The organism is Nocardia sp. 852002-51101_SCH5132738 (assembly GCF_001665695.1).
Taxonomy (GTDB): domain Bacteria; phylum Actinomycetota; class Actinomycetes; order Mycobacteriales; family Mycobacteriaceae; genus Nocardia; species Nocardia nova.
The window spans coordinates 1-21,356 of the sequence record NZ_LZML01000066.1; the positions used below are offsets into that span (position 1 = coordinate 1).

18 protein-coding genes are annotated in these 21,356 nt (G+C 68.9%); 13 read left to right on the top strand and 5 right to left on the bottom strand.

Annotation, left to right across the window (positions count from 1 at the left end; translation table 11 throughout):
* Positions 1 to 89 precede the first annotated feature (89 nt).
* Both A5789_RS09955 and A5789_RS09960 read right to left on the bottom strand, forming a co-directional pair.
* Positions 90 to 959: a MaoC family dehydratase gene (locus tag A5789_RS09955; protein ID WP_064901736.1), complete on the bottom strand. Its 870-nt coding sequence runs from the start codon at positions 957 to 959 to the stop codon at positions 90 to 92.
* A gap of 1 nt (position 960) precedes the next feature.
* Positions 961 to 2,322, bottom strand: a complete 1,362-nt coding sequence (locus A5789_RS09960; protein WP_082856781.1) for a 3-oxoacyl-ACP reductase — start codon at positions 2,320 to 2,322, stop codon at positions 961 to 963.
* Positions 2,323 to 2,625: 303 nt separating this feature from the next.
* On the opposite strand from A5789_RS09960, the gene A5789_RS09965 reads away from it, so the two are divergent.
* Positions 2,626 to 3,981 carry an acetyl-CoA C-acetyltransferase gene (locus A5789_RS09965; protein ID WP_064901735.1) on the top strand — a complete coding sequence of 452 codons (1,356 nt, stop codon included), beginning with the start codon at positions 2,626 to 2,628 and terminating at the stop codon, positions 3,979 to 3,981.
* A gap of 57 nt (positions 3,982 to 4,038) precedes the next feature.
* On the opposite strand, the gene A5789_RS09970 is transcribed toward A5789_RS09965, so the two are convergent.
* A complete protein-coding gene (locus A5789_RS09970) occupies positions 4,039 to 5,046 on the bottom strand; it encodes a sigma-70 family RNA polymerase sigma factor (protein WP_064927193.1) in 1,008 nt (335 codons plus the stop codon).
* A gap of 129 nt (positions 5,047 to 5,175) precedes the next feature.
* On the opposite strand from A5789_RS09970, the gene A5789_RS09975 reads away from it, so the two are divergent.
* The 7 genes from A5789_RS09975 to A5789_RS10005 all read left to right on the top strand — a co-directional run bounded on the left by A5789_RS09975 (position 5,176) and on the right by A5789_RS10005 (position 11,238).
* Complete coding sequence (locus A5789_RS09975; protein ID WP_063011430.1) at positions 5,176 to 5,523, top strand: DoxX family protein; 348 nt, start codon at positions 5,176 to 5,178, stop codon at positions 5,521 to 5,523.
* Between the two features lie 203 nt (positions 5,524 to 5,726).
* Positions 5,727 to 7,007 (top strand): glycosyltransferase, encoded by a 1,281-nt coding sequence (locus A5789_RS09980; RefSeq protein WP_063011432.1) that lies wholly within the window; start codon positions 5,727 to 5,729, stop codon positions 7,005 to 7,007.
* Complete coding sequence (locus tag A5789_RS09985) at positions 7,004 to 7,957, top strand: phytoene/squalene synthase family protein (RefSeq protein ID WP_064906214.1); 954 nt, start codon at positions 7,004 to 7,006, stop codon at positions 7,955 to 7,957. The genes A5789_RS09980 and A5789_RS09985 overlap by 4 nt, the downstream gene beginning before the upstream one ends.
* A gap of 8 nt (positions 7,958 to 7,965) precedes the next feature.
* On the top strand, positions 7,966 to 8,310 hold the full coding sequence (locus A5789_RS09990; protein WP_030514245.1) for a lycopene cyclase domain-containing protein: 345 nt from the start codon (positions 7,966 to 7,968) through the stop codon (positions 8,308 to 8,310).
* Positions 8,307 to 8,639, top strand: a complete 333-nt coding sequence (locus A5789_RS09995; RefSeq protein ID WP_063011436.1) for a lycopene cyclase domain-containing protein — start codon at positions 8,307 to 8,309, stop codon at positions 8,637 to 8,639. Before A5789_RS09990 ends, A5789_RS09995 begins: the two co-directional genes overlap by 4 nt.
* Positions 8,636 to 10,234 carry an FAD-dependent oxidoreductase gene (locus A5789_RS10000; protein ID WP_064906212.1) on the top strand — a complete coding sequence of 533 codons (1,599 nt, stop codon included), beginning with the start codon at positions 8,636 to 8,638 and terminating at the stop codon, positions 10,232 to 10,234. Before A5789_RS09995 ends, A5789_RS10000 begins: the two co-directional genes overlap by 4 nt.
* Positions 10,231 to 11,238, top strand: a complete 1,008-nt coding sequence (locus A5789_RS10005) for a DUF5914 domain-containing protein (protein ID WP_064906209.1) — start codon at positions 10,231 to 10,233, stop codon at positions 11,236 to 11,238. Before A5789_RS10000 ends, A5789_RS10005 begins: the two co-directional genes overlap by 4 nt.
* Positions 11,239 to 11,351: 113 nt before the next feature.
* On the opposite strand, the gene A5789_RS10010 is transcribed toward A5789_RS10005, so the two are convergent.
* Positions 11,352 to 11,801, bottom strand: a complete 450-nt coding sequence (locus A5789_RS10010; protein WP_146100745.1) for a hypothetical protein — start codon at positions 11,799 to 11,801, stop codon at positions 11,352 to 11,354.
* Between the two features lie 340 nt (positions 11,802 to 12,141).
* Here A5789_RS10010 and A5789_RS10015 point away from each other — a divergent pair, with 340 nt between their 5' ends.
* The 4 genes from A5789_RS10015 (at position 12,142) to A5789_RS10025 (ending at position 18,770) form a co-directional block, all read left to right on the top strand.
* Entirely contained in the window at positions 12,142 to 12,645 is a 504-nt protein-coding gene (locus A5789_RS10015; RefSeq protein WP_030514240.1) for a universal stress protein, read from the top strand.
* Positions 12,646 to 12,738: 93 nt separating this feature from the next.
* Entirely contained in the window at positions 12,739 to 13,839 is a 1,101-nt protein-coding gene (locus tag A5789_RS10020) for an isochorismate synthase MenF (protein WP_064906205.1), read from the top strand.
* Positions 13,840 to 13,966: 127 nt separating this feature from the next.
* Entirely contained in the window at positions 13,967 to 14,137 is a 171-nt protein-coding gene (locus A5789_RS35420) for a DUF2613 domain-containing protein (RefSeq protein ID WP_082940596.1), read from the top strand.
* On the top strand, positions 14,118 to 18,770 hold the full coding sequence (locus A5789_RS10025; RefSeq protein WP_193615449.1) for an alpha-(1->3)-arabinofuranosyltransferase: 4,653 nt from the start codon (positions 14,118 to 14,120) through the stop codon (positions 18,768 to 18,770). Before A5789_RS35420 ends, A5789_RS10025 begins: the two co-directional genes overlap by 20 nt.
* On the opposite strand, the gene A5789_RS10030 is transcribed toward A5789_RS10025, so the two are convergent.
* Positions 18,751 to 19,950: an acyltransferase gene (locus A5789_RS10030; RefSeq protein WP_082940597.1), complete on the bottom strand. Its 1,200-nt coding sequence runs from the start codon at positions 19,948 to 19,950 to the stop codon at positions 18,751 to 18,753. The genes A5789_RS10025 and A5789_RS10030 overlap by 20 nt on opposite strands.
* Before the next feature lie 234 nt (positions 19,951 to 20,184).
* Between A5789_RS10030 and A5789_RS10035 the strand changes: the two genes are divergently transcribed.
* Positions 20,185 to 21,324, top strand: a complete 1,140-nt coding sequence (locus tag A5789_RS10035; protein ID WP_064906202.1) for a DUF3068 domain-containing protein — start codon at positions 20,185 to 20,187, stop codon at positions 21,322 to 21,324.
* The last annotated feature ends 32 nt before the right edge of the window (positions 21,325 to 21,356 follow it).

Sequence of the window (21,356 nt, forward strand, 5' to 3'; positions counted from 1 at the left end):
CCTTCTCGGCGGCCGCATATCGGATCGCATGGGGGATTCGATATGTGGCGGAGGCGAAAAGGTGGGCGGCTGCTCGTGCCGTTCGCTGCTCAGCGCAGCGTCGCGGTCAGATGAGGGTAGCCCTTCTTCGGATGTTTCAGCGACAGATCCCAGCCCTCGGCGGTCCGGTCGGCGTAGACGTTGACCGTGGACGGCAGCAGGATCGGCTTACCGAATTTCACCGCGTACGACGTCTTCGCGGGCACCCGGCCTTCGATCACGCCGAGGATCGCGGCGGCCGACCACATGCCGTGGGCGATGGAGCGCGGGAAGCCGAAGGCCTTCGCCCCGAGCGCCGACATGTGGATCGGGTTGCGGTCACCGGAGGCGGCCGCGTAGCGATGGATCATCGCCTGGTCGACCTTCAGCCTGCGCAGCGGCGGCGGAGGCACCTCGTCCGGGGGCGGCGCGGCCTTCGGGCCACCGGACAACGAGGTGCGCTGCTGGTGCAGGAAGGTCGTGACCTGCCGCCACACCAGTTCCCGACCCACGCTGATCTCGCTGATCGCATCGACCAGCAGACCCTTCGGGTGCTCCCGCAGATTCTCCACGTGGGCGCGGATGTCGAGCGGTTCGCTGACCGAGATCTCGCGGGTGCGCTCGATCAGATTCTCCGCGTGCACCGCGCCGACCGCGACGAACGGGAAGTCCCGGGCCACCACCAGCTGCATCACCACGGGAAACGTGAGCACGAACGGATAGGTCAGCGGCAGGGAGTCGCCGAAGCGCAGCCCGGTCGCGTGGCAGTAGGCGGCGAGGTGGTCGGGATCGACGCGGACGCCGTTCCACTCGACCGCGCGGTCCGGAATCTGGGACTTGCGCGCCGACACCAGCGGCAGCGGAACGGCACCCAGGGCGGCCTTGAGATACAGGCTGCCGGTCTTGGGCGGCTCGTTCAGCGAGAGGGTCCGGGTTGCCACGTCAGGCTCCGATCATGGCCTGGCCGCAGACGCGAACGATGTTGCCGTTCACCGCATTCGAGGCCGGGCTGGCGAAGTAGGCGATGGTCTCGGCGACGTCGACGGTCTGCCCACCCTGCAGCAGCGAGCTGAGCAGCCGGCCCGCCTCGCGGGTGCCGACCGGAATGGCGGCGGTCATCGCGGTCTCGATGAAACCGGGGGCGACGGCGTTGATGGTGATGCCCTTCTCGGCCAGCTTGGGCGCCTCGGCGTTCACCATGCCGATGACACCGGCCTTGGAGGCGCCGTAGTTGGTCTGGCCGCGGTTACCGGCGATACCGGCGATCGAGGACACGTCGATCACCCGGCCGCCCTCCTTCAGCGCACCCTTGGCCACCAAGCCCTCGGTAATGCGGTGCGGCGCGGCGAGATTGACGTTGAGCACGGCGTCCCAGCGGGCGGCGTCCATGTTCGCGAGCAGCTTGTCGCGGGTGATGCCGGCGTTGTGCACGATGATGTCGACGCCGCCGAAGCGCTCGGTGGCGAATTCGGCGATCTTGTCCGCGGCGTCGGCGGCGGTGACGTCGACCGCGAGCGCCGTGCCGCCGACCTTGTTGGCGGTCTGCGACAGCGCCTCACCGGCGGCCGGGATGTCGGCGACGATCACGGTGGCGCCGTCGCGGGCGAACACCTCGGCGATGGTGGCGCCGATACCGCGGGCGGCGCCGGTGACCACGGCGACCTTGCCGTCGAGCGGCTTGGTCCAGTCGATGCCGGCCGCGGCGTTGTCGTCCTTGCCGACCCGGAAGACCTGGCCGTCGACGAACGCGGACTTAGCCGAGAGGATGAAGCGCAGGGTCGACTCCAGACCCGTGGCGGCCGCGGCGGCCTCCGGGTGCAGGTAGACCAGGTTGGCGGTGGCGCCGCGCAGGAGTTCCTTACCCACGCTGCGGGAGAAACCCTCCAGCGCGCGCTGCGCGATCTGCGCGTCGACGCTGCCCGCGAGTTCCGGCGTGGTGCCGACGACCAGCACGCGGCCGGAGGGGGCGATCGAGCGCATGGCCGGCTGGAAGAACTCGAACAGCTGCGACAGTTCCTCCACGGTGCCGATGCCGGTGGCGTCGAACACCAGCGCGCCGAGCTTCACGCCCTGGGTGGGGGCGTCGACGAAGGTGTAGTCCGACAAGAGGGTGCGCGCGGCGTCGGCGACGCGACCCTTACCGCCGAGCAGGACCGGGCCGGGCAACGCCGGCTCGCCCGGGGTGTAGCGGCGCAGCTTCTCCGGCTGCGGCAGGCCCAACTTGCCGGCCAGGAAGGCGCCGGGGGCGGAATTGACGAACGAACCGTAAAGGTTGGGAGCACCCTTGCTCTTGCTGGCTGCCACTGTTCCTACCTTCTCCTTGTGTCGAATGTGGACGATCTGGACGTCTGCCGTTTCCGTATTTCCCCACTACCCCGCGCGTTGTAGCCCACATCTCCGGGGTACGGTGTCGACAATTAACTTACTCCAGAGTAAGTTTAATGTAAACCGACGGAATCGCCGGCAATACAGTCGGCCGGGTTACCGACTTCGTCCCCAATATGCGGCATTCCCGGCTCCGGCCCCAGAAAACCCGACGAGACAGTGCCTACCCACCCGCCGGCTCCGCAAGCTCCGCCGGCCCGACCGTCCTCCAAGGAGACTCGAGTGACTACCAAAGCCCGTTCGGCGAAGACCGCACCATCGAGCAGCCGGGCCGACAAGGCCAAGCAGGCCAAACCTGTCGCCGTCCTCGGCGGTAATCGGATCCCGTTCGCGCGATCCGACGGCCGTTACGCCCGCGCCTCGAACCAGGACATGTTCACCTCCGCGCTGAACGGCCTGGTCAGCCGGTTCGGGCTGCAGGGCGAGCGGCTGGGCATGGTCGTCGGCGGCGCGGTGCTCAAGCGCGTCGGCGAGCACGGCATGGTCCGCGAGAGCGTGCTGGGCAGCGAACTGTCGCCCTACACCCCCGCCCACGATCTGCAGCTGGCCTGCGGCACGGGCCTGCAGTCGATCGTCACCGTCGGCGACGCCATCGCGCTGGGCCGGATCGAGGCCGGTATCGGCGGCGGTACCGACACCACCTCCGACGCGCCGATCGGCGTCAGCGAATCCATGCGTGAATGGATGCTCGACGCCAACCGGGCGCGCAACAACAAGGACTACGTCAAGCTCGTGGGCCGGCTGCGCCCGAGCATGGTCGGCATCGAGATCCCGCGCAACGCCGAGCCCCGCACCGGCCTGTCGATGGGTGACCACGCGGCGATCACCGCCAAGGAATTCGGCATCGCCCGCGAGGCGCAGGACGAACTGGCCTACCTCTCGCACAAGAACATGGCCGCCGCCTACGACCGCGGCTTCTTCGACGACCTGGTCACCCCCTTCCTGGGCCTGACCCGCGACGACAACCTGCGCCCGAACTCCTCGCTGGAGAAGCTGGCCACCCTGAAGCCGGTGTTCGGCAACAAGCTCGGCAATGGTGAAAAAGACCCGAGTGCCACCATGACCGCCGGCAACTCCACCCCGCTCACCGACGGCGCCTCCGCAGTGCTGCTGGGCAGCGAGGAGTGGGCCGCCGAGCGCAACCTGAAGCCGCTGGCCTACCTCGTCGACAGTGAAGTCGCCGCCGTCGACTACGTCTGGGGTCCGGACGGCCTGCTGATGGCGCCGACCTACGCGGTGCCGCGCCTGCTCGCCCGCAACGGCCTCACCCTGCAGGATTTCGACTACTACGAGATCCACGAGGCGTTCGCCTCGGTCGTGCTGGCCACCCTGCAGGCGTGGGAATCCGACCAGTACTGCAAGGAGCGCCTGGGTCTGGACGGAGCCCTCGGTGCGATCGACCGCACCAAGCTCAATGTCAACGGCTCCTCGCTGGCCGCCGGGCACCCGTTCGCCGCGACCGGTGGACGCATCGTCGCCCAGACCGCGAAGCAGTTGGCGGAGAAGGGTTCCGGACGCGCGCTGATCTCCATCTGCGCCGCCGGCGGCCAGGGTGTGGTCGCGATCCTGGAGCGTTGATCCGCGACTTCACTTCGGTGACATAGGAATTCGACAACCGGGACAGCGCCGGTTCGGCTACGGCCGAACCGGCGCTGTCCCGTATTCGGGCAACACGGTGACAGTCAGCGCGGCGAGTCGCTCGGAATCGGCGACGACGTCGTAGGCGATGACCCGGTCGCCGCGCACGGTGACGAGCAGGACCGCGGCGAGACGCCCGGCCGGGGCGACGACGACACCGACCGCGCCGTCGATCAGCGCCACACCCGCGACCTGGGAACGGTTGCGCAGCAAGACGGTTTCCTCGGCCACGGCGGCGGCGCCGCGCACGACCGCCGCGATGCCGGGCGGCAGAACCGCCGGGTCCGCGGTACGCACGACATCGGGCGCGAGGACCGCGAGCAGGGCACCGAGGTCGCCTGCCCGTGCCGCCGACAGGAATGCGGTGACCACCTCACGATGACGGGCGAGTTCGGCCGGGGGCGTCGAGCCGTCGCCCCGCACCCGTTGCCGGGCGCGACTGGCCAGCTTCTTCGTCGTCGCCGTGGTTCGGCCCACGATCGGGGCGATATCGCCGAACGGGACGGCGAACATATCGTGCAGTACGAAGGCGACGCGCTCGTCCGGGCTCAGCGCGTGCAACACCACCAGCATCGCGCGGCCGACCGAATCGGCCAGTAGCGCTTCGGGTTCCGGTTCGGTGAAGGCGCCGGACCGAGAGCCGGCCTCGGTGCCGGCGGAGTCGAGCGCGGCGGATCGGTCCACGGGGTCGACGAACTCTTCCCGCCGGGCGGTCCGGGAACGCAACTGGTCCAGACAGATTCGCGAGACGACGGTGGTGAGCCACGCCGCGAGATTGTCGATCCCGAGCCCGTCCACCGCACGCCCCTTCACCGCAGACCCGTCCGCAACACCTCGCTCACCGCGCGTCGTCTCGGTCGCGCTCGCGGCCCGATCGAGGCGCAGCCAGGCTTCCTGCACCGCGTCCTCGGCCTCGTGCAGCGAGCCCAGCATGCGGTAGGCGATATCGCGCAGCAGGTCGCGGTGTCGTTCGAAGCGCCGCGCCAGCTCGTCCCGATCGCGCACCGGTCACCTTTCTCGGTCGCCGCACGTCGAACTCGATGTGGGACGGATTCGCCCTGTTCGCCCGCGCAGTGGGCTCGGCCCACACCTTCACCATCGCAGATCAGGGCGCCGAACGAGCAGGAGGGTGTCATGCACACCGCATACGTGACCGTCACGATCGTCGCCGCCGTGGTCGTCTTCGGGGCGACCGTCGTCGACATCGTCAACCCGGACTGGGTGCGCGGAAATATGCGCAGCTACGGGGTGCCGGACTGGGCGTTGATGCCGTTGGCGGCGATCAAGGCCGCGGGTGCGCTCGGGTTGCTGGTCGGCCTGGCGATCCCGGCGATCGGCATCGCCGCGGCCGTCGGCCTCGTGCTGTATTTCGTCGGCGCGGTGATCACCATCGTGCGGGCGCGCTGGTACGCGCATCTGCCGTATCCGATGCCGTGCCTGGTCCTGGCACTCGCCGTCGCCTGCCTGTTCCCGATCGCCTGAACCGGCCGGGCGTTCTACCGTAAAATCTCGTGTCGTACGGGCAACACGTCGCCGATCGATGTGGTGCCCGAACGCTTCTTCACTGAGCTCGACGTGACGGTTGCTGCCGCGTGCAGTGTCAGCGCGGCGCAGAGTAGGCCGGATCGACATCCTGGGCGGACACCGCCGAGGCGATCCGGCCACGATCAGCGAGGAACCGTGGAATGGCACGATATTTGCTGGCCGCGAGTCCCATACCCGGTCATGTTCTGCCGCTGGCCACCGTCGCGGGCGAACTTCGGCGGCGCGGGCACCGAGTCCGATTGCTCACCGGAGCTCGATTTCGCGAATTCGCGATCGAACACGGCGTGCCGGCGGCGGAATTACCGCGCGCGGCCGATGTTCGTCCCGTGGCTTCGAGAGCGGGCCGCGGGCTCGGCCGACGTCTGCGGATCGGCCGGGCGGAACTGAGTTCGATCTTTCTCGCGCCCCTCACGGCCCAGTACACAGCGCTGTCCTCCGAGCTGGCCCGCGGGCATTTCGACGCCGTGCTGGTGGATTCGATGTTCAGCGGTGCGATACCCCTGCTCGTGTCCGATGCTCCCCGACCGCCGGTCCTGGTGTGCGGAGTCGGACCGCTCACGCTCTCCAGCGCCGATTGCCCGCCGTTCGGTGTGGGATGGCAGCCACGGGCCGGGCGCGACTACACGCGGATGAATCGTTTCGTGCACCACGTACTGTTCCGCCCGTCGCAGGCGAGGTTGAATGCGATTCTTGCCGAACTCGGCATGCCGCCGGCCCCGGTCTTCCTGCTCGATTGGCCGATCCTGGCCGACCGGATACTGCAGTTCACCGTCCCCGGTTTCGAATACCCTCGGCGCGATCTTCCGTCCTCGGTGGTGTTCACCGGACCGATTCCGGCGTCGGCGGACGGGTTCGAGGCGTCCCCCGACTGGAAGTCCGTCGGTGACCACCGCCGGGTCGTACACCTCACCCAGGGCACCTGGGACAACGGCGATCCCGATCAGCTGCTCCGGCCCGCGCTGGCAGCGCTGGCGCGGCGCCCGGATCTGGTCGTCGTGGTCAGCACCGGCGGGAAGGACGCGAGCCTGGGCCCGCTGCCCGCGCATATTCACGTGCGTGATTTCGTTCCGTACGCAGAGTTGCTGCCGCATGTCGACCTCGTGATCACCAACGGCGGTTACGGCGGGGTGCACCATGCGTTGCGTCACGGCATCCCGGTGATCGTCGCGGGTGGCACCGCGGACAAGCCGGAAGTCGCCGCGCGCGTGGCCTATACCGGCGCGGGCATCGATCTCGGTGGCGCCGCGCCCGCACCGGCCGCGGTCGCGGCGGCGGTGGACCGCGTTTTCGGCGACACCGGCTATCGCGTGGCGGCGCGTCGATTGGCGAGGGAAATCGCACAGCACAAGCCCTTCGACACCATCGAGTCCGTACTCGCGGACACGACCACGGGTGTGCGGCCCCGAGGGGAGGCGTTGTGACCCGCACCGAACTCGAGGCGGCCGGCATCACCGATCCGCGACTGCGTGACTCGTACCGATATTGCCGATCTCTCAACGCTCGCCACGGCAAGACCTTCTTCCTGGCAACCAGATTGCTCGCGCCCGATCAGCGGCCCGCCGTGCACGCGCTGTACGGATTCGCCCGCCGCGTCGACGACATACTCGACGAATTCGATCCGGCCTGGACCGTTCACCGCCGCGAGGCGCGTTTGACGCAGTTGGCAGCGCAACTCGAGGCCGGTGACGGCGATGCCGATCCGGTGCTGGCCGCGGTATTGGATACCGCCCAACGGCATCACATCCGCGCCGAACTGTTCCAGGCCTTCCTGGCATCCATGCGCCTCGATCTGACAGTCACCGACTACCCGGACCGGAAGGCGCTCGACCGCTATATCTACGGGTCGGCGGAGGTGATCGGGCTGCAACTGCTGCCGATACTGGGGACCGTCGGCCCCGCGCCGGCAGCCGAGCCATATGCCGCCGCCTTGGGAAAGGCCTTCCAGCTCACCAACTTTCTGCGCGATGTCGACGAGGATCTGGCGCGCGGCCGGATCTACCTGCCCGCGGACGAGCTGGCGGCGCACGGCGTCGACCGCGATCTGCTGATGTGGTGCCGGAAACAACGGCACAGCGATTCCCGGGTGCGTGACGCGCTGGCCGAGCAACATGCCCGCACCCGGGAGATATATGCCTACGCTCGGGACGGGATCGAACTCCTGGCACCCCGTTCCCGCCCGTGCGTGGCGACGGCTCTACAGCTCTATTCGGAGATTCTGGATCGCATCGAACACGGCGGGTTCGAAGTCTTCGGGCAGCGCGCCACCGTCGGCAAGCTTCGCCGGGCGTATGTCGGTGCCACCGGTCTGGCGCACGCGCAGTGGGCCCGCCGCCGGCCGGAACGCGGACACAGGATCAACGAACGACGGTAGGAGTCGGCATGGCGCATTGGCATTACCTGTTCCTCCTCATGGCCTGTCTGGCGCTGACCGCGCCATTGGAATGCTTCGGCCGCGGCGTGTATCGCCGGCCACGATTACTGGCGGCCGCGCTGATACCGCCCGCTCTGCTCTTCCTGACCTGGGATCTGCTCGCGATCGCCGGTGGCGTATGGAGTTTCGACAGCCGTTACCTGGTCGGCATCACCCTGCCGGGCTCGATACCGCTCGAGGAAGTGCTGTTCTTCCTGGTTGTTCCGATCTGCGGGCTCTTCACCTTCGTCGCCGTCGAAGCGCTGCTCGGCAGCGAACGAGGCCGGCGCCCGGCACTGCGAGGCAGACGATGAGCGTCGGAATATTCGCGTACACCGTGCCCGCTGTGGCGGCGGTGCCGGCGGTGTGGGTCGCCGAATGGACCGTGCTGCGCACCGGATTGCTGCGGCGCCCCGCCTACTGGATATCGATGGTCATCGTGCTCGGCTTCCAGATACCGGTCGACGGGTGGTTGACGAAGCTCAGCGCGCCGATCGTGCTGTACAACCCGGACCACATACTCGGGATCCGGTTTCCCTGGGATATCCCGGTGGAGGACTTCTTCTTCGGATTCGCCCTGGTCACAGCGGTATTGCTCTGCTGGGAGCGGGCGCGGCAACGGCAGGAGGGATCGCCGTCATGAGAACCCGGTCGGCTCACGACGGGCTGGGGCGGGATCCGCGGCGGGTCCGGCTCCCGGCCGCGCCGGGACGAATGGATGTCGGCGCGGGCGGGCAGCCGCGACCACGAGTGGCGGTGGTGGGCGCGGGCATCGCGGGTCTGGCCGCGGCCACAGGGCTGGCCGAACGGGGATTTCGAGTCGACGTGATCGAACGCGAGCGATATCTCGGCGGCCGCGTCGGCGGATGGACCGAGACGCTGCCCGACGGCACCGCGCTCGCCATGAACCGGGGTTTCCACGCCTTCTTTCCACAGTACTACAATTTGCGAAAGCTGTTGTCGCGCAGCGATCCCGGGCTGACCAGGTGGCAACGTGTCGACGACTATCCGCTGATCGACGCGCAGGGCCGCCGGGACGGTTTCCGTCATCTGCCCCGCACCCCTCCCTGGAACGCGGTGGCGTTCGCGTTGCGCAGTCCCACCTTCCGGCTGCGCGACCTGATCCGGATGGACCCCTCCGCGGCGGCGCCGCTGGCCGCCGTGTCGGTACCGCGGATCTATCGGCAGCTCGACGACGTGGACGCCGATACCTTCCTGCAGCGCATCAATTTCCCGGTTGCCGCGCGGCATCTGGCCTTCGACGTCTTTTCTCGCAGCTTCTTCGCCGCTCCCCAGCAGATGTCGGCAGCCGAACTGGCGACGATGTTCCACATCTACTTCCTGGGCTCCAGCGAGGGTTTGGTCTTCGACACGATTCGGGACAATTTCGATGTGGGCCTGTGGAATCCGCTGCGGGACCATCTCACCGCGCCGGACGTCGCCGGACGTCCCGGCCGTGTCGACTTCCACACCGGCGTCGGAATCACCCGAATCGACACCGACGGCCCCGGTTTCCGGCTGCACGCCGACAACGGGTCCGGTCTGTCCGCCGATGCCGTCGTACTCGCCGCCGACGTAGCCGGTCTGCGCGACATTGTCGCCGCGTCACCGGAATTGGGGACTGCCGAATGGCGCGAGCGAGTCGCCGCATTGGCGCTCGCCCCGGCCTTCGTCGTCCACCGGCTCTGGCTGGACCGGCCGTTGCGCCGCGACCGGCCCAGCTTCCTCGCCACCGGCAACCTCAGCCCGATCGACAACATCAGTGTCGTCGATCGCTACGAGAGCGCCGCTGCCCGATGGGCCCGGCAACGGGGCGGCAGCGTCGTGGAACTGCACGCCTACGCGGCTGCGCCCGAACTACCCGGCACATCGGTACGGGAGGCGGTGCGAGAACGGCTGTACGCACGACTGCACGAGATCTACCCCGAATCCAGGCAGGCGCGGGTCGTGGCGGAACGCACGCTGTGGCGCCGGGACTGCCCCCGTTTCGCGCCGGGCGATTTCGCCAACCGGCCGGAGGTCACCACCCCGCACCCGCGGTTGATGCTGGCAGGCGACGGCATACGAGTGGATCTTCCGGTGGCCCTCATGGAACGCGCCGCGACGACCGGTTGGCTCGCGGCGTCGACGTTGGCGCAACACTGGCGGGCAGCCGGTCATTCACTGCAGACGGTGCCCAACCGCGGCCGCTCGGTCGTCCTGCGCACCCTCGCGCTCCGGGAAAGGAATTCGTCGTGAACCATCGGCTCCAGCTCACCGGCCGGGTGAAAAACATTCCACTGCGACGTTTCGCCGCCGAAGAGTGGTCGCGACAGCGGCCCACCTACCGCGACGCCGATCCTGCCCTGATCGACGCGACACTGGACTGGTCCCAGCGATTGCCCAGCGGAAACTGGTACGTGTTCGCGGCGAGTCGCGCGATCCGGGCGGGGCGGCCGTTCGGCACGACCGTCGGCGGTGTCGAGATCGTCGCCTGGCGAGACCGCGACGGCAGCCTGCTGGTCGGCCCCGGCGCGTGCCCGCACCTCGGTGCGTCGCTCGCGACCGGCCGGGTCGAGAACGGCACCTTGATCTGCCGCTGGCACGGCCTGCGAATCGGCGCCGACGGCGGGCCGCGGTGGTCACCGTTCCCCTGCCACGACGACGGCGTGCTCGCCTGGGTACGCCTGGACGCCGTGGGCGGGCACACGCCGACCGAGGCGCCGGTCGTCGGCGCCCGGCCCGACGACACCACGGTGCACGCGGTCAATCGGTCGACGGGCATCTGCGAGCCGAGCGACATCGTCGCCAACCGGCTCGATCCGTGGCACGGCGGATGGCTCCACCCGTACTCCTTCACCCGCCTGGATGTCACTCGGACACCCCCGCGTGAGCACCTCGGCGAGGACGATCATCGCTTCCTGCTCACCGTCACCTTCCGCGTCACCCGCGGTCTCGGCGTTCCGGTCGAAGCGGAATTCACCTGTCCCGACCCGCGCACGATCGTCATGCGCATCGTCGGCGGCGAAGGCGCGGGCAGCGTGGTGGAAACTCACGCCACCCCGCTCGGCCCGGGCCCCGACGGCCGGCCTCGCACCGCGGTGATCGAAGCGGTCATCGCACACTCGCCTCGCCCCGGTTTCCGGCACGCGCACCGCGCTCTCCCGGTGCTGCGGCCGCTGATCAACCACGCGGCGGCCCGCCTCTGGCGCGACGACCTGGCCTATGCCGAGCGCCGCTACGAGTTGCGCACCCGCCGATAGCCTCGCGATTGCGGCGCCGCCGGACGCCGGCCCGGTCGTCGTGCCCCGGTCGTCGTGCCCCGGTCGTCGTGCCCCGGTCGTCGTGCCCCGGTCGTCGTGCCCCGGTCGTCGTGCTATGCCGCGATGCGCTCCACCGCTGCCACGACCTCCGACAGCAGCGGCAGCGATTCGTCGCGCTGGGGCGCGCGCGCCCACCACCGGCCCTCATGGGTGTGCCGCCCGAATCCGGTGGGCAGAATGACATTGCTGCGATGGGATCCGATATCGACGCCGTGGCGTTCCAATCGCAGTGTCCGGTCCACATCGGGATATCCGTCGAATACCGCGATAAACGTTCGACGCGGCGGGTGTTCACGCACGAGCACCGGCCCCGGAATCCCGCGCACGGTCAATTCACCGAGTACCAGCGCACCGAGCGGTTCCGGCGTATTCACCGCGGCGACCGAGTCGCCGAGAGGTAACACGACATATCCCGGCGAGGTGACGCGCACGTAGGGTAATCCGAACAGCTCGCGGTAGGTGTCCGCCCAATCCTGTGGCGTAGCAATCTCTTTCAATCGCACGATGCACCTCACTCACTGTCCATCTCCCGGCGCCGTGCCCCGGCTCCGTTCGTCGGTTGTTCCAGTGAATACCGGAAATCACAGCAGTTACACGTGATTCGGTGAATCACGCGCGAATTGTCAGCCACGAGTGAGGTTCAGGACACAGTCCGGCCGGTCCGGACCGAATGGTCGCATTCGGTCCGGACCGAATCCGGTGACGGAACGGAACGGTTTCGAATCGAATCGGCGAATACCGATCGACATCCCGCATTTACGCTGATCGCCCGAGTACTCTCGGGGCCGCGGGTAGTCTCGGAACAACCCGCATGCGCACGGCACGGATGTCCGGGAGGTCGGCATGACTTGCGACTTGATGCTCATCGCGTACGACGGATCCGAGAATGCGAAGCGGGCCGTGGAATATGCGGGGCGATTCTTGTCCGCGCCCAAGGCGGTCGTGCTCACCGCATGGGAGCCGATGGTGCGCCAGGCCGCGCGGCTGTCCGGACTTTCCGGTGTGATGCAGCCGGAATGGCTGCCGGACGAGGAGATCGAGGATATCGCCTACGTCGACGCGAAACAGATCAATGCCGAGGGCGTACGGCTGGCCAAATTGGCGGGATTGAATGCGGAGCCCCGAACCGCCGAATGCACCTCGACCATCTGGAACGCCATCGTCGACGTGGCAGACGAGCTGAATGTGGACATCATCGTCGCCGGTACGCGCGGTTCCACCGGCATCCGCGCCCTGCTGCATTCGAGCGTGGCCGAGGCCGTGCTGAAGCACTGCCATCGGCCGATTCTGCTGGTGCCGCCGGGAAAGGAACCGATACCGGTCAGCGATCTCGCCGGTCAGCTGTGAGGGTGCCGCCCCCTTCACATGAGTCTGCCCACATGAGATCTGCGTCGCTACCCGGGCGCCGCCGCTTCCGCACACGACTATCGTCGGGAAACTATGGACGGCTTTCTGCTCGCACAACCGGGGGGCGTGGTCCGTACGACCGGCATCCGGCGCGCATTCGACGATGCGCGGCGGGCAGCGACGGCCCTGCGTGACGGTGCGGCGGAACTGATCGTCGGCGCGATCCCGTTCGACCCGGGCGATGCGGCCGCGCTGTGTGAGCCGCAGCAGGCCCAGCACAGTGCGGGCCCGTGGCGTCCGGCCGCCGTTCCGCCCCTGCCCGAGGTCCGGGTCGTCGCGGAGATTCCCAGTCCGGCAGAGCATGTGGCCCGGGTGACGAAACTGGTGGAGCAGCTGTCGGATCCGGCGCAGCCGCTGCGCAAGGTGGTCGCCGCGCGCTCGCTGATCGCCGAGGCGGACCAGCCGCTCGAGCCCGAGGTGGTCGCCGCGCACCTGCTGGTACGCCATCCTCAGGCCAACGTCTTCGCCGTCGATCTGACGCCCGCCGGCCGGACCGGCGCGCACCTGGTCGGCGCCACACCGGAGGTGCTGGTCGCCCGGCACGGTGACACCGTCACGCTGCGTCCGCTGGCCGGAACGCTGCCCCGGCACGCCGATCCCACCGTCGATGCCGAACGGTCGCGGGAGTTGTTGTCCAGTACCAAGAATCGCGACGAACACGCCTTCGTCATCGAGTGGATCCGGGAACGACTCACCCCCGTGTGCGCCGAACTCGCGATCCCGGACGGCCCCGAGCTGATCAACACCGCCGAGGTCTGGCATCTGGCCACACCCATCACCGGACGCCTGCGCGACCCCGCCACCACCGCGCTCGATCTGGCCCTGCTGCTGCATCCCACGCCCGCGGTCTGTGGCACCCCCACCGGCCTCGCCCTGCGGACCATCACCGAGTACGAGGAGCCGCGCGGCTTCTACGGCGGTGCGGTCGGCTGGTGCGATGCGCGCGGCGACGGCGAATGGGTGGTCGCGATCCGGTGCGCCGACGTGTCCGCGGACGGACGCACCGTGCAGGCCTACGGTGGCGGCGGCATCGTGGCGGCCTCCGACCCGCGCACCGAACTCGACGAGACGACCGCGAAACTGCGCACCCTGTTGAACGGGCTGGCCTGCCCGGTACCGGACCAGCCGAGCTGATCGCAGCTGCTCGGAAGGCCGCTCGAGAACCGTTCGCCCGGCGGGTTGCCGTGCTGCGTGTCTCTCGGGGCGCGTCCATGTTGTAGGTTGGCTCGCAAGACGCCTGTGTCGATGTTGGGAGTACGCGATGAAGTTTGCCGTCCCGGGGGTTGCGAGCGCCGTCGCCGGAGCGCTGCTCGGTGTGATCGCGGTGTTCATTGTCGTGACGGCGACAGCGCAGAATACGCGACCCGAGGTGGATCGCAGTGGCGACGCGTCGTCGTCGCTGCTGAACAACGTTGAGTACGGCGCGCGCTGACGCTGCGCCCGCCGCTGCCTCTTCCGCCGACTCTCTCTCCTCGGCCGGCGCACCATTGGGCCGGCGTTGGTTCGCCGGTACCGTTCTCGTCGCCTTCCTGCTGACCTTTCTGCAGGCGCCCGGTAACACCGTCGCCGACACCAAATACGACCTCGCCCAGAATCCGGTCGGATTCCTGCAGCGTGCCGCCCATCTGTGGAGCAGTCAGGCGCCGATGGGCCAGGTGCAGAACCAGGCCTACGGATATTTCTTCCCGCACGGCGCCTTCTTCTCGCTGGGCCATGTGCTGGGCCTTCCGGCGTGGGTGACGCAGCGGATCTGGTGGGCGCTGCTGATCCTCGCCGGCTTCTGGGGCATCGTCCGGCTGTGCGAGGTGCTGGGCATCGGCACCCGCGGTTCCCGGGTGATCGCGGCGGTCGCGTTCGCGCTGTCGCCGCGGGTGTTGACCACGCTCGGATCCATCTCCTCGGAAACCCTGCCGATGATGCTGGCTCCCTGGGTGCTGCTCGCACCGGCGGCCCTGGGTGTGGTCGGGATGCCGCGCATCCATGCCGCCCGGTCCGGGTGGCGGCGACTGCTACCGCACCGGCCGACCGCCGAATCGGTCTCGATGCGGGGTGCGACCTCACCGGCGGCGAGCGCCCTCGCGTTGGCGCTGATGGGGTCGGTCAACGCGGTCGCGACGGTGGCCGCCTTCCTGCCCGCGGCACTGTGGTGGGCGTCGTATCGCCCGAATCGGACCTGGTGGCGGTTCACCCGGGCCTGGATTCCGCTGCTGATCCTGGGCACCTTGTGGTGGGTGGTGCCGCTGCTGGTGCTGGGCAAGGTGAGTCCGCCGTTCCTGGACTACATCGAATCCTCCGGCGTGACCACCCAGTGGGCGTCGCTGGGTGAGGTGTTGCGCGGCACCGACAGCTGGACGCCGTACGTCTCACCGGAGCGGATCGCGGGTGCGGTGCTGGTCACCCAGCCCGCGGCGGTGCTGGCGACGGGCGTGCTGGCGGCGGCCGGAATGGCCGGGCTGGCGCTGCGTTCCATGCCGGCGCGCGGGCGGTTCACGCTCGTCCTGATCGCCGGCCTGGTCGGCATCTGCGCCGGATATGCCGGACAGCTGGGCGGCCCGTTCGCCGAATCGGTGCGGATCTTCCTGGATTCCGGCGGCGCCCCGCTGCGCAATGTGCACAAGCTGGAACCACTGATCCGGATCCCGCTGGTGATCGGGCTCGCCCATCTGCTGCGGCGGGTGCCGCTGCCCGCCTCGGTGCCGATGCCCCTGTGGCGCAGCGCCTTCGCCCATCCCGAGCGCAACCGCATGGTCGCGGTGGCGGCGCTGCTGCTGGCGGCGCTGGCGCTGTCGACCTCGTTGGCATGGACCGGCAAACTCGCCCCGCGCGGCGCCTACGACAAGGTGCCGGCGTACTGGCAGCAGACCGCGGACTGGTTGGCGCGCAACGCTTCCGACACCCGGGCGCTGGTGGTGCCCGGAGCACCGTTCGGCAGTCAGATCTGGGGCCTGACCCGCGACGAACCACTACAGGCCCTGGCCCGCACGCCGTGGGCGGTGCGTGATGCCGTGCCGCTCACGCCGCCGGGCGCGATCCGGGCGATGGATTCGGTGCAGCGGCTGATCGCCGACGGCCGGCCCTCGACCGGGCTCGCACCGACACTGATCGATCAGGGCATCGGAATTCTGGTGCTGCGCAACGATCTCGACCCCGATACCTCCCGCTCCACCCGGCCGATGCTGGCGCACGCGGCGATCGAAGGTTCGCCCGGCATCACCAAGGTCGCCGAATTCGGCAACCCGATCGAGGTGGGCCACGGTGACGGTCTGGTCGCCGACGGTGATCTGCGCCCCACGTATCCGGCGATCGAGATCTACCGGGTGAGCGCCGGCGACCGCGGTGACCCTGCCGAGATTCGCAGTGGTCCCGGCGCTCCGGCGAGTTTCCCGGGGGCACGGACGGTGCCGCTGCCTTCGGTTCCGGTGGTACAGGGCGGGCCGGAAGTGCTGGAACGGCTGCGTCGCAACGACTCCGACGCGAACGGTCCCGCACTGCTGGCCGCCGATGCCGCACGCGCCGGACTGACTCCGGTCGCGACCACGATCACCGATACCCCGATGGATCGGGAGGCCGATTTCGGACGCGTGGACAACCACAATTCGGCGCTGCGCGCGCCCACCGACGCCCGCCGCACCCACAATCTGGTACCCGACTACCCGGTGCCCGGCGCGCAGCCGGTGCAGGGACAGTGGTCCGGCGCGGCCGTCACGGCATCCAGTTCCGCGGCCGATGCCACGCAGCTCGGCGGAGCGGCGCCCGGCAGTTCGACCGCCGCCGCCTTCGACGGGGATCCGAGCACCGCGTGGTTGAGCACCAGCGCCGAACACGCTGTCGGGCAATGGCTGCGACTCGACCTCGACCATCCCATCGAAGCCGGTGCACTGCAGGTGACCACGAGCCCCGCCGCGATCGGCGACCCGGTGAAGTGGATCGAGGTGCGCACCGCCAACGGCACGGTGGCCGCACGGATATCGGAACCCGGTGCGCCGGTGTCGGTTTCGTTGCCGCCTGGCCGTACCGACTGGCTCACCATTACCGCGACCCGCACCGAGAACGGCACCGGCGGTGGGCAATTCGGCATCAGCGAAGTTCAGCTGTTCGACTATTCGAACCGGGACGCGCCCACGCCCGTGACGATTCGCCACCACACGGTGCTACCGCCCGTTCCGGCCGGAACGCCGGTGCGCGGCTGGAATCTGGGACAGGAATTCCCCGGCCGCAGCGGATGTTTCGATGCGCCGGATCGGGTGCGCTGCAGTAAGGGCCTCGCGCTGCCCGCCGAGGAGCCGGGCGCCTTCGAACGCACTCTCGGTGTGCCGGACCCGATGACGGTCGCACCGCGACTGACTCTGCGCACGCGACAGGGCCCCGCACTGGAAGGCTTGCTGACCGATCCGGAGCGGCCCATCGCCCGCGGCAAGGCCGACGTGGGCGATCTGCGCGGTTCGGCCTTCGCGGCGACCGACGGCGATCCGCGCACCAGCTGGATCGCGCCCGAGGACACCGTGCGCAATCGCACCGGCGCCAAACCGACACTGACGATTCAGCTGCCGCGACCGGAACTGGTGACCGGCCTCGAGGTCACCCCGCCGATGGGCGCACTGCCCGCGCGACCGACCTCGATCGCGGTCAATCTCGGGGACGGGCCGCAGGTTCGCGAGGTTCCGCCCGCGCCGAAGGGACGCGATCCGGAGGCGACGGCCGACTCACCGGGCCGAACCTCGCCGACCGCCACACCGCCGCGCAACGCGCCCGCCCCGGAGCCCAAGTCGACCGACACCCCCGCCCCGATGTCGGCGCCGCCGACTCCGGTGCGGCTGGAGTTGCATCCGTACGTCACCGACCACATCGAGCTCAGCATCGATACCTGGAAGCCGGTGCTGGACCGGACCGCCCTCGGGCTCACCCAGGAGCAACCGCCGGGCCTGGCGGAGGTGTCGGTACTCGGACCGGACTACCCCGCGCCCGCCCCCGGCGATCGGCCGGTGACCGTCGACTGTGACCACGGCCCGACCATCGCGGTCGCCGGGCGGGTATTGCACACCAGCGTGACGGCGACGGCCGATGCGTTGCTCACGGGAAAGCCGGTGTCCGCCACCGTGTGCGTGCCCGGCGACGGCGGCGCCCCGGGGACGGTCGACCTCCCCGCCGGTTCCGTCGACGTCACGGTCGCCCCGACGGAACTGTTCTCCGTCGACGAACTGCGCTTGGACAACACGGCTTTCGCGGCCGACGGCTCCGCCTCGCCCGAATCCCTCGCTCCGGGGTCGCCCGAAGACGCGGGTCGCCCGGCCGGCATCGATGCGCCGGCCGGCGATCGCCTGCTGGTCCTGCCACTCAGTACCAATGTCGGCTGGACCGCGCACACCGGGGACGGCCACCCGTTGCGGCCCGTCGTGGTCGACGGGTGGAAGCAGGGGTGGGTGATTCCCGCCGATGCGCACGGCCCGGTGACGGTGGGGTTCCCGATCGACCGCTGGTATCGCCTGGCCATCTTCGGCGGATTGCTGTTGCTGATCCCGCTGGCACTGTTGGCTCTGCCGGTTCCGAGACGACTGCGTAAACGGTTGTGGCACAACGGCGATGGTCGCCACGCGGCCGAACTGCCGGCCGACGGGACTACGCCGCTCCCCGCAGCAGGCAGAACACCCGGCGCCCCAGTCCTGTCGGCGGCCGAGTCGCCCGCACCTGCGGACGGCGAACCCGCGACGACCTACGACCCACCACCTCGGACCTGGAACAGTTGGTGGCTGGGTGCGGCCGGTGTGTCGATCGCCGCGTTCCTCATCTCCGGTCCGATCGGAACACTCTGCGCTGCCGCAGGTTTGGTTGCGGTGCGGCTGCTGCCGAAGGCGCCGCTCGTTCTCGCGGTCCTCGCCGGGGCCGGAACGATTCTGGGTGAAGCCGCGCTCTCGACCGGACCGTGGCGTTCGGCCGAGGCCTATATGGGTGGCTCGCTGTGGACGCAGTTCCCGGCGCTGGTGGCGGTGGTCGCGGTGGGCGTCGCCGCACTGCCCGCGCGCGCACCGATCCGGCGGGCGCGTTCCACTAACCGAACCGGCGTTTGACCCACTGCCGCACCGGTTCTTCGACCAGCGCGTAACTCGCGGCGGCCAACGGCATCGTGAAGGCGACCGTCAATGCCAGCACATGCAGGAACCCGCCGTTGAACGGGATGAATCCGAAGATCGGGAACATCATCGCCAGCACCACCAGATGCCAGATGAAGATGCCGTAGGACCAGCGTCCGATCGTCAGCGCCAGGCGGCTCTCCAGAAAGCGGTGCCGGGCGACACCGACCACGAGCGGGGCGAGCAGGCCGAAACAGATCAAGGCCCCTAGACCCATTTTCATCGCGTACTGCCACGCCGCGGCGCGGGCCAGTCCGGCGGGACCGGCCAGATCGGTCGCCGACAGCGCGAACGCGACCGCGGCGACCGACCACATCAGCCGGCGGTCGCCGAGCGGGCGTTGCCAGCGCGGGGTCACATCCCCGCTGCGGGACCGCGCGGCCAGGACCTCGGCCAGTTCGGCCAGCACCATGCCGGCCGCGAACCACGGCAGATATCCGGGCAGCCAATTGTCGGCGTGGATGGCGTCCGGGGTCGGCACCGGCAGGAAATTCCAGCCCAGGCACAGCAGTCCCATCGCGGTCACCGCGAACACCCGCTGCCGTGCCGCCGCGCCGCGCAACCGGACCAGCGCCCAGGCCAGCAGCGGCAGCATCAGATAGAACGCCACCTCCACCGACAGACTCCACATCTGGGTGAGACCGTCGGTCAGGGTCAGCGGAACGAACACCTGCACCAGGATCAGATTCGCCCCCCATACCCGCAGCCCGGCCGAATGTGCCGCCGACGGCAGCAAAGTGAGCGCCACGCAGACCACGACCCAGTAGGCCGGCAGGATGCGAGCGGCCCGGTGCAGCAGATAGCGCCCGGCCCGAGGGGCGGTGCCCAGGCCGCGGGCCGCTGCGGCGTGCGGGCGCCACAGCAGGAAACCGGAGAGACCGAAGAATACGGCGACGGCCATGTCGAACCGTTCCCACACCCGCCCGATCACCGGCGTCGCGGTGGCGCCGGTCTGGAAGGCCACGTGCGTCAGCACCACGCCGAGGGCGGCCAGTCCGCGCAACCCCTCCAGCGCGGGAACGAATCTCCGGCTTCCGGGAACCGGCGGAGCGGGACGCGACGCCGCGGCAACCGGCACGTCGGTGCTGGATGTGGCGATTTCTGGCGTTGCGGTCATCGCGATCCAGTGTGCCCTGCCGGGTTCGCCGGCGCCTCGTGCGGCTCCCCGCGCCCGCGGACTCGAACCGCGACTCGCCGGACACTCGTACTTTTTCGGAGTGTTTTCCGCACTCAGCTCGCCAGGTTAAGGTGCCGGACTGTTAGTGTCGGGGCTCACGAGTGCTTGTGTTATGACCGCACCCGGTTATGAGCGCACCCGGACGAGGCTTGTTCGACGACGAGGAGAGTTTGCATGGCACTCAGTGCCGGTACCAAGAGGACGGTGGCCTGCCTGCTCGTGGGACTCGGTGCGCTGTTGATCGTCGCAGCGATACTGGTCCCGACGTATGGAGTGAGCCAATTGGCCAAAACTCCCCTCGACCTCGAGATCACCACCATCGCATCCAACAAACCCGACGCCCCGAGCGAGGTGCTGGATTCGAAAACGCTCCTCACGGGCGAGGGCCCGGCGGTGGTCGACAAGAACGTCGGGCTCATCTCGCAGCGCTTCCTCACCGTCGAGGAACCGTCCGGCAAGACCAACATGACCATCCAGGCCGGTCAGACGCTGCGCCGCAAGGACAAGACGGGCGACACCGGCCTGCTGTCGGCGATCATCGACCGCGTCACCATCAACCGCAAGACCGGCCAGCCGATCGACGACGACCCCAACGGCTCGATCGCCACCACCGTCGACAGCAAGGGCAACAGCGTCGCGGATCCCGTGCAGCACACCGGTCTCCAGTACCGCTTCCCACTCGGAACCGAGAAGACGACCTACCCGTACTTCGACATCAACGCCCGCAAGTCGTTCGATATGAAGTTCGTGGAGGAGACCGAGATCAACGATCTGAAGGTCTACCACTTCCACCAGCAGGTGCCGGCCACCGATCTGTCGAAGGTCACCTCCTCGCCGACCAACCGGCTCACCTTCCCGGCCGCGAAGTGGGGCGTCCCGGGCGACGGCGACATCACGATGAACCGCTACTACACCAACACACGTGACGTGTATGTGGAGCCGCAGACAGGCACCGTCATCAACGGCTCCGAACAGCTGCATCAGTACTACGCGCGCAGTGCCGACAAGCCCGAGGTCACCGCGATCAACACCACGCTGACCTTCGATCCCGACACCATCCGCTCGCAGATCGACGAGGCCCGCAAGTACATGGATCAGCTGTCGCTCTACGGCCGCACGCTGCCGATCATCTTCGGTGTGCTGGGCGCGATCTCGCTGATCGCCGGCCTGATCCTGGGCCTGCGCGGTGGCGACGGCACCTCGAAGCCGGGCCGTCTGGTCAAGAAGCCGCAGACCACCCCGCCGAGCGACAAGCCGGGGCAGGCGTTCTCGGAGGCTCCGACGCAGCAGATCGACATCAGTAAGAACCGCTAGGCTTCCGCTCGCACAGTGGCTCCCCGGTTGTC

Bases quoted from the DNA above. Each gene is read 5' to 3' on its own strand.
- A5789_RS10035 (WP_064906202.1), top strand. From the start codon at position 20,185: ATGGCACTCAGTGCCGGTACCAAGAGGACGGTGGCCTGCCTGCTCGTG.
- A5789_RS10000 (WP_064906212.1), top strand. From the start codon at position 8,636: ATGAGAACCCGGTCGGCTCACGACGGGCTGGGGCGGGATCCGCGGCGG.
- A5789_RS10030 (WP_082940597.1), bottom strand. From the start codon at position 19,950: ATGACCGCAACGCCAGAAATCGCCACATCCAGCACCGACGTGCCGGTT.
- A5789_RS10015 (WP_030514240.1), top strand. From the start codon at position 12,142: ATGACTTGCGACTTGATGCTCATCGCGTACGACGGATCCGAGAATGCG.
- A5789_RS10020 (WP_064906205.1), top strand. From the start codon at position 12,739: ATGGACGGCTTTCTGCTCGCACAACCGGGGGGCGTGGTCCGTACGACC.
- A5789_RS09975 (WP_063011430.1), top strand. From the start codon at position 5,176: ATGCACACCGCATACGTGACCGTCACGATCGTCGCCGCCGTGGTCGTC.
- A5789_RS09995 (WP_063011436.1), top strand. From the start codon at position 8,307: ATGAGCGTCGGAATATTCGCGTACACCGTGCCCGCTGTGGCGGCGGTG.
- A5789_RS35420 (WP_082940596.1), top strand. From the start codon at position 13,967: ATGAAGTTTGCCGTCCCGGGGGTTGCGAGCGCCGTCGCCGGAGCGCTG.
- A5789_RS09990 (WP_030514245.1), top strand. From the start codon at position 7,966: ATGGCGCATTGGCATTACCTGTTCCTCCTCATGGCCTGTCTGGCGCTG.
- A5789_RS09980 (WP_063011432.1), top strand. From the start codon at position 5,727: ATGGCACGATATTTGCTGGCCGCGAGTCCCATACCCGGTCATGTTCTG.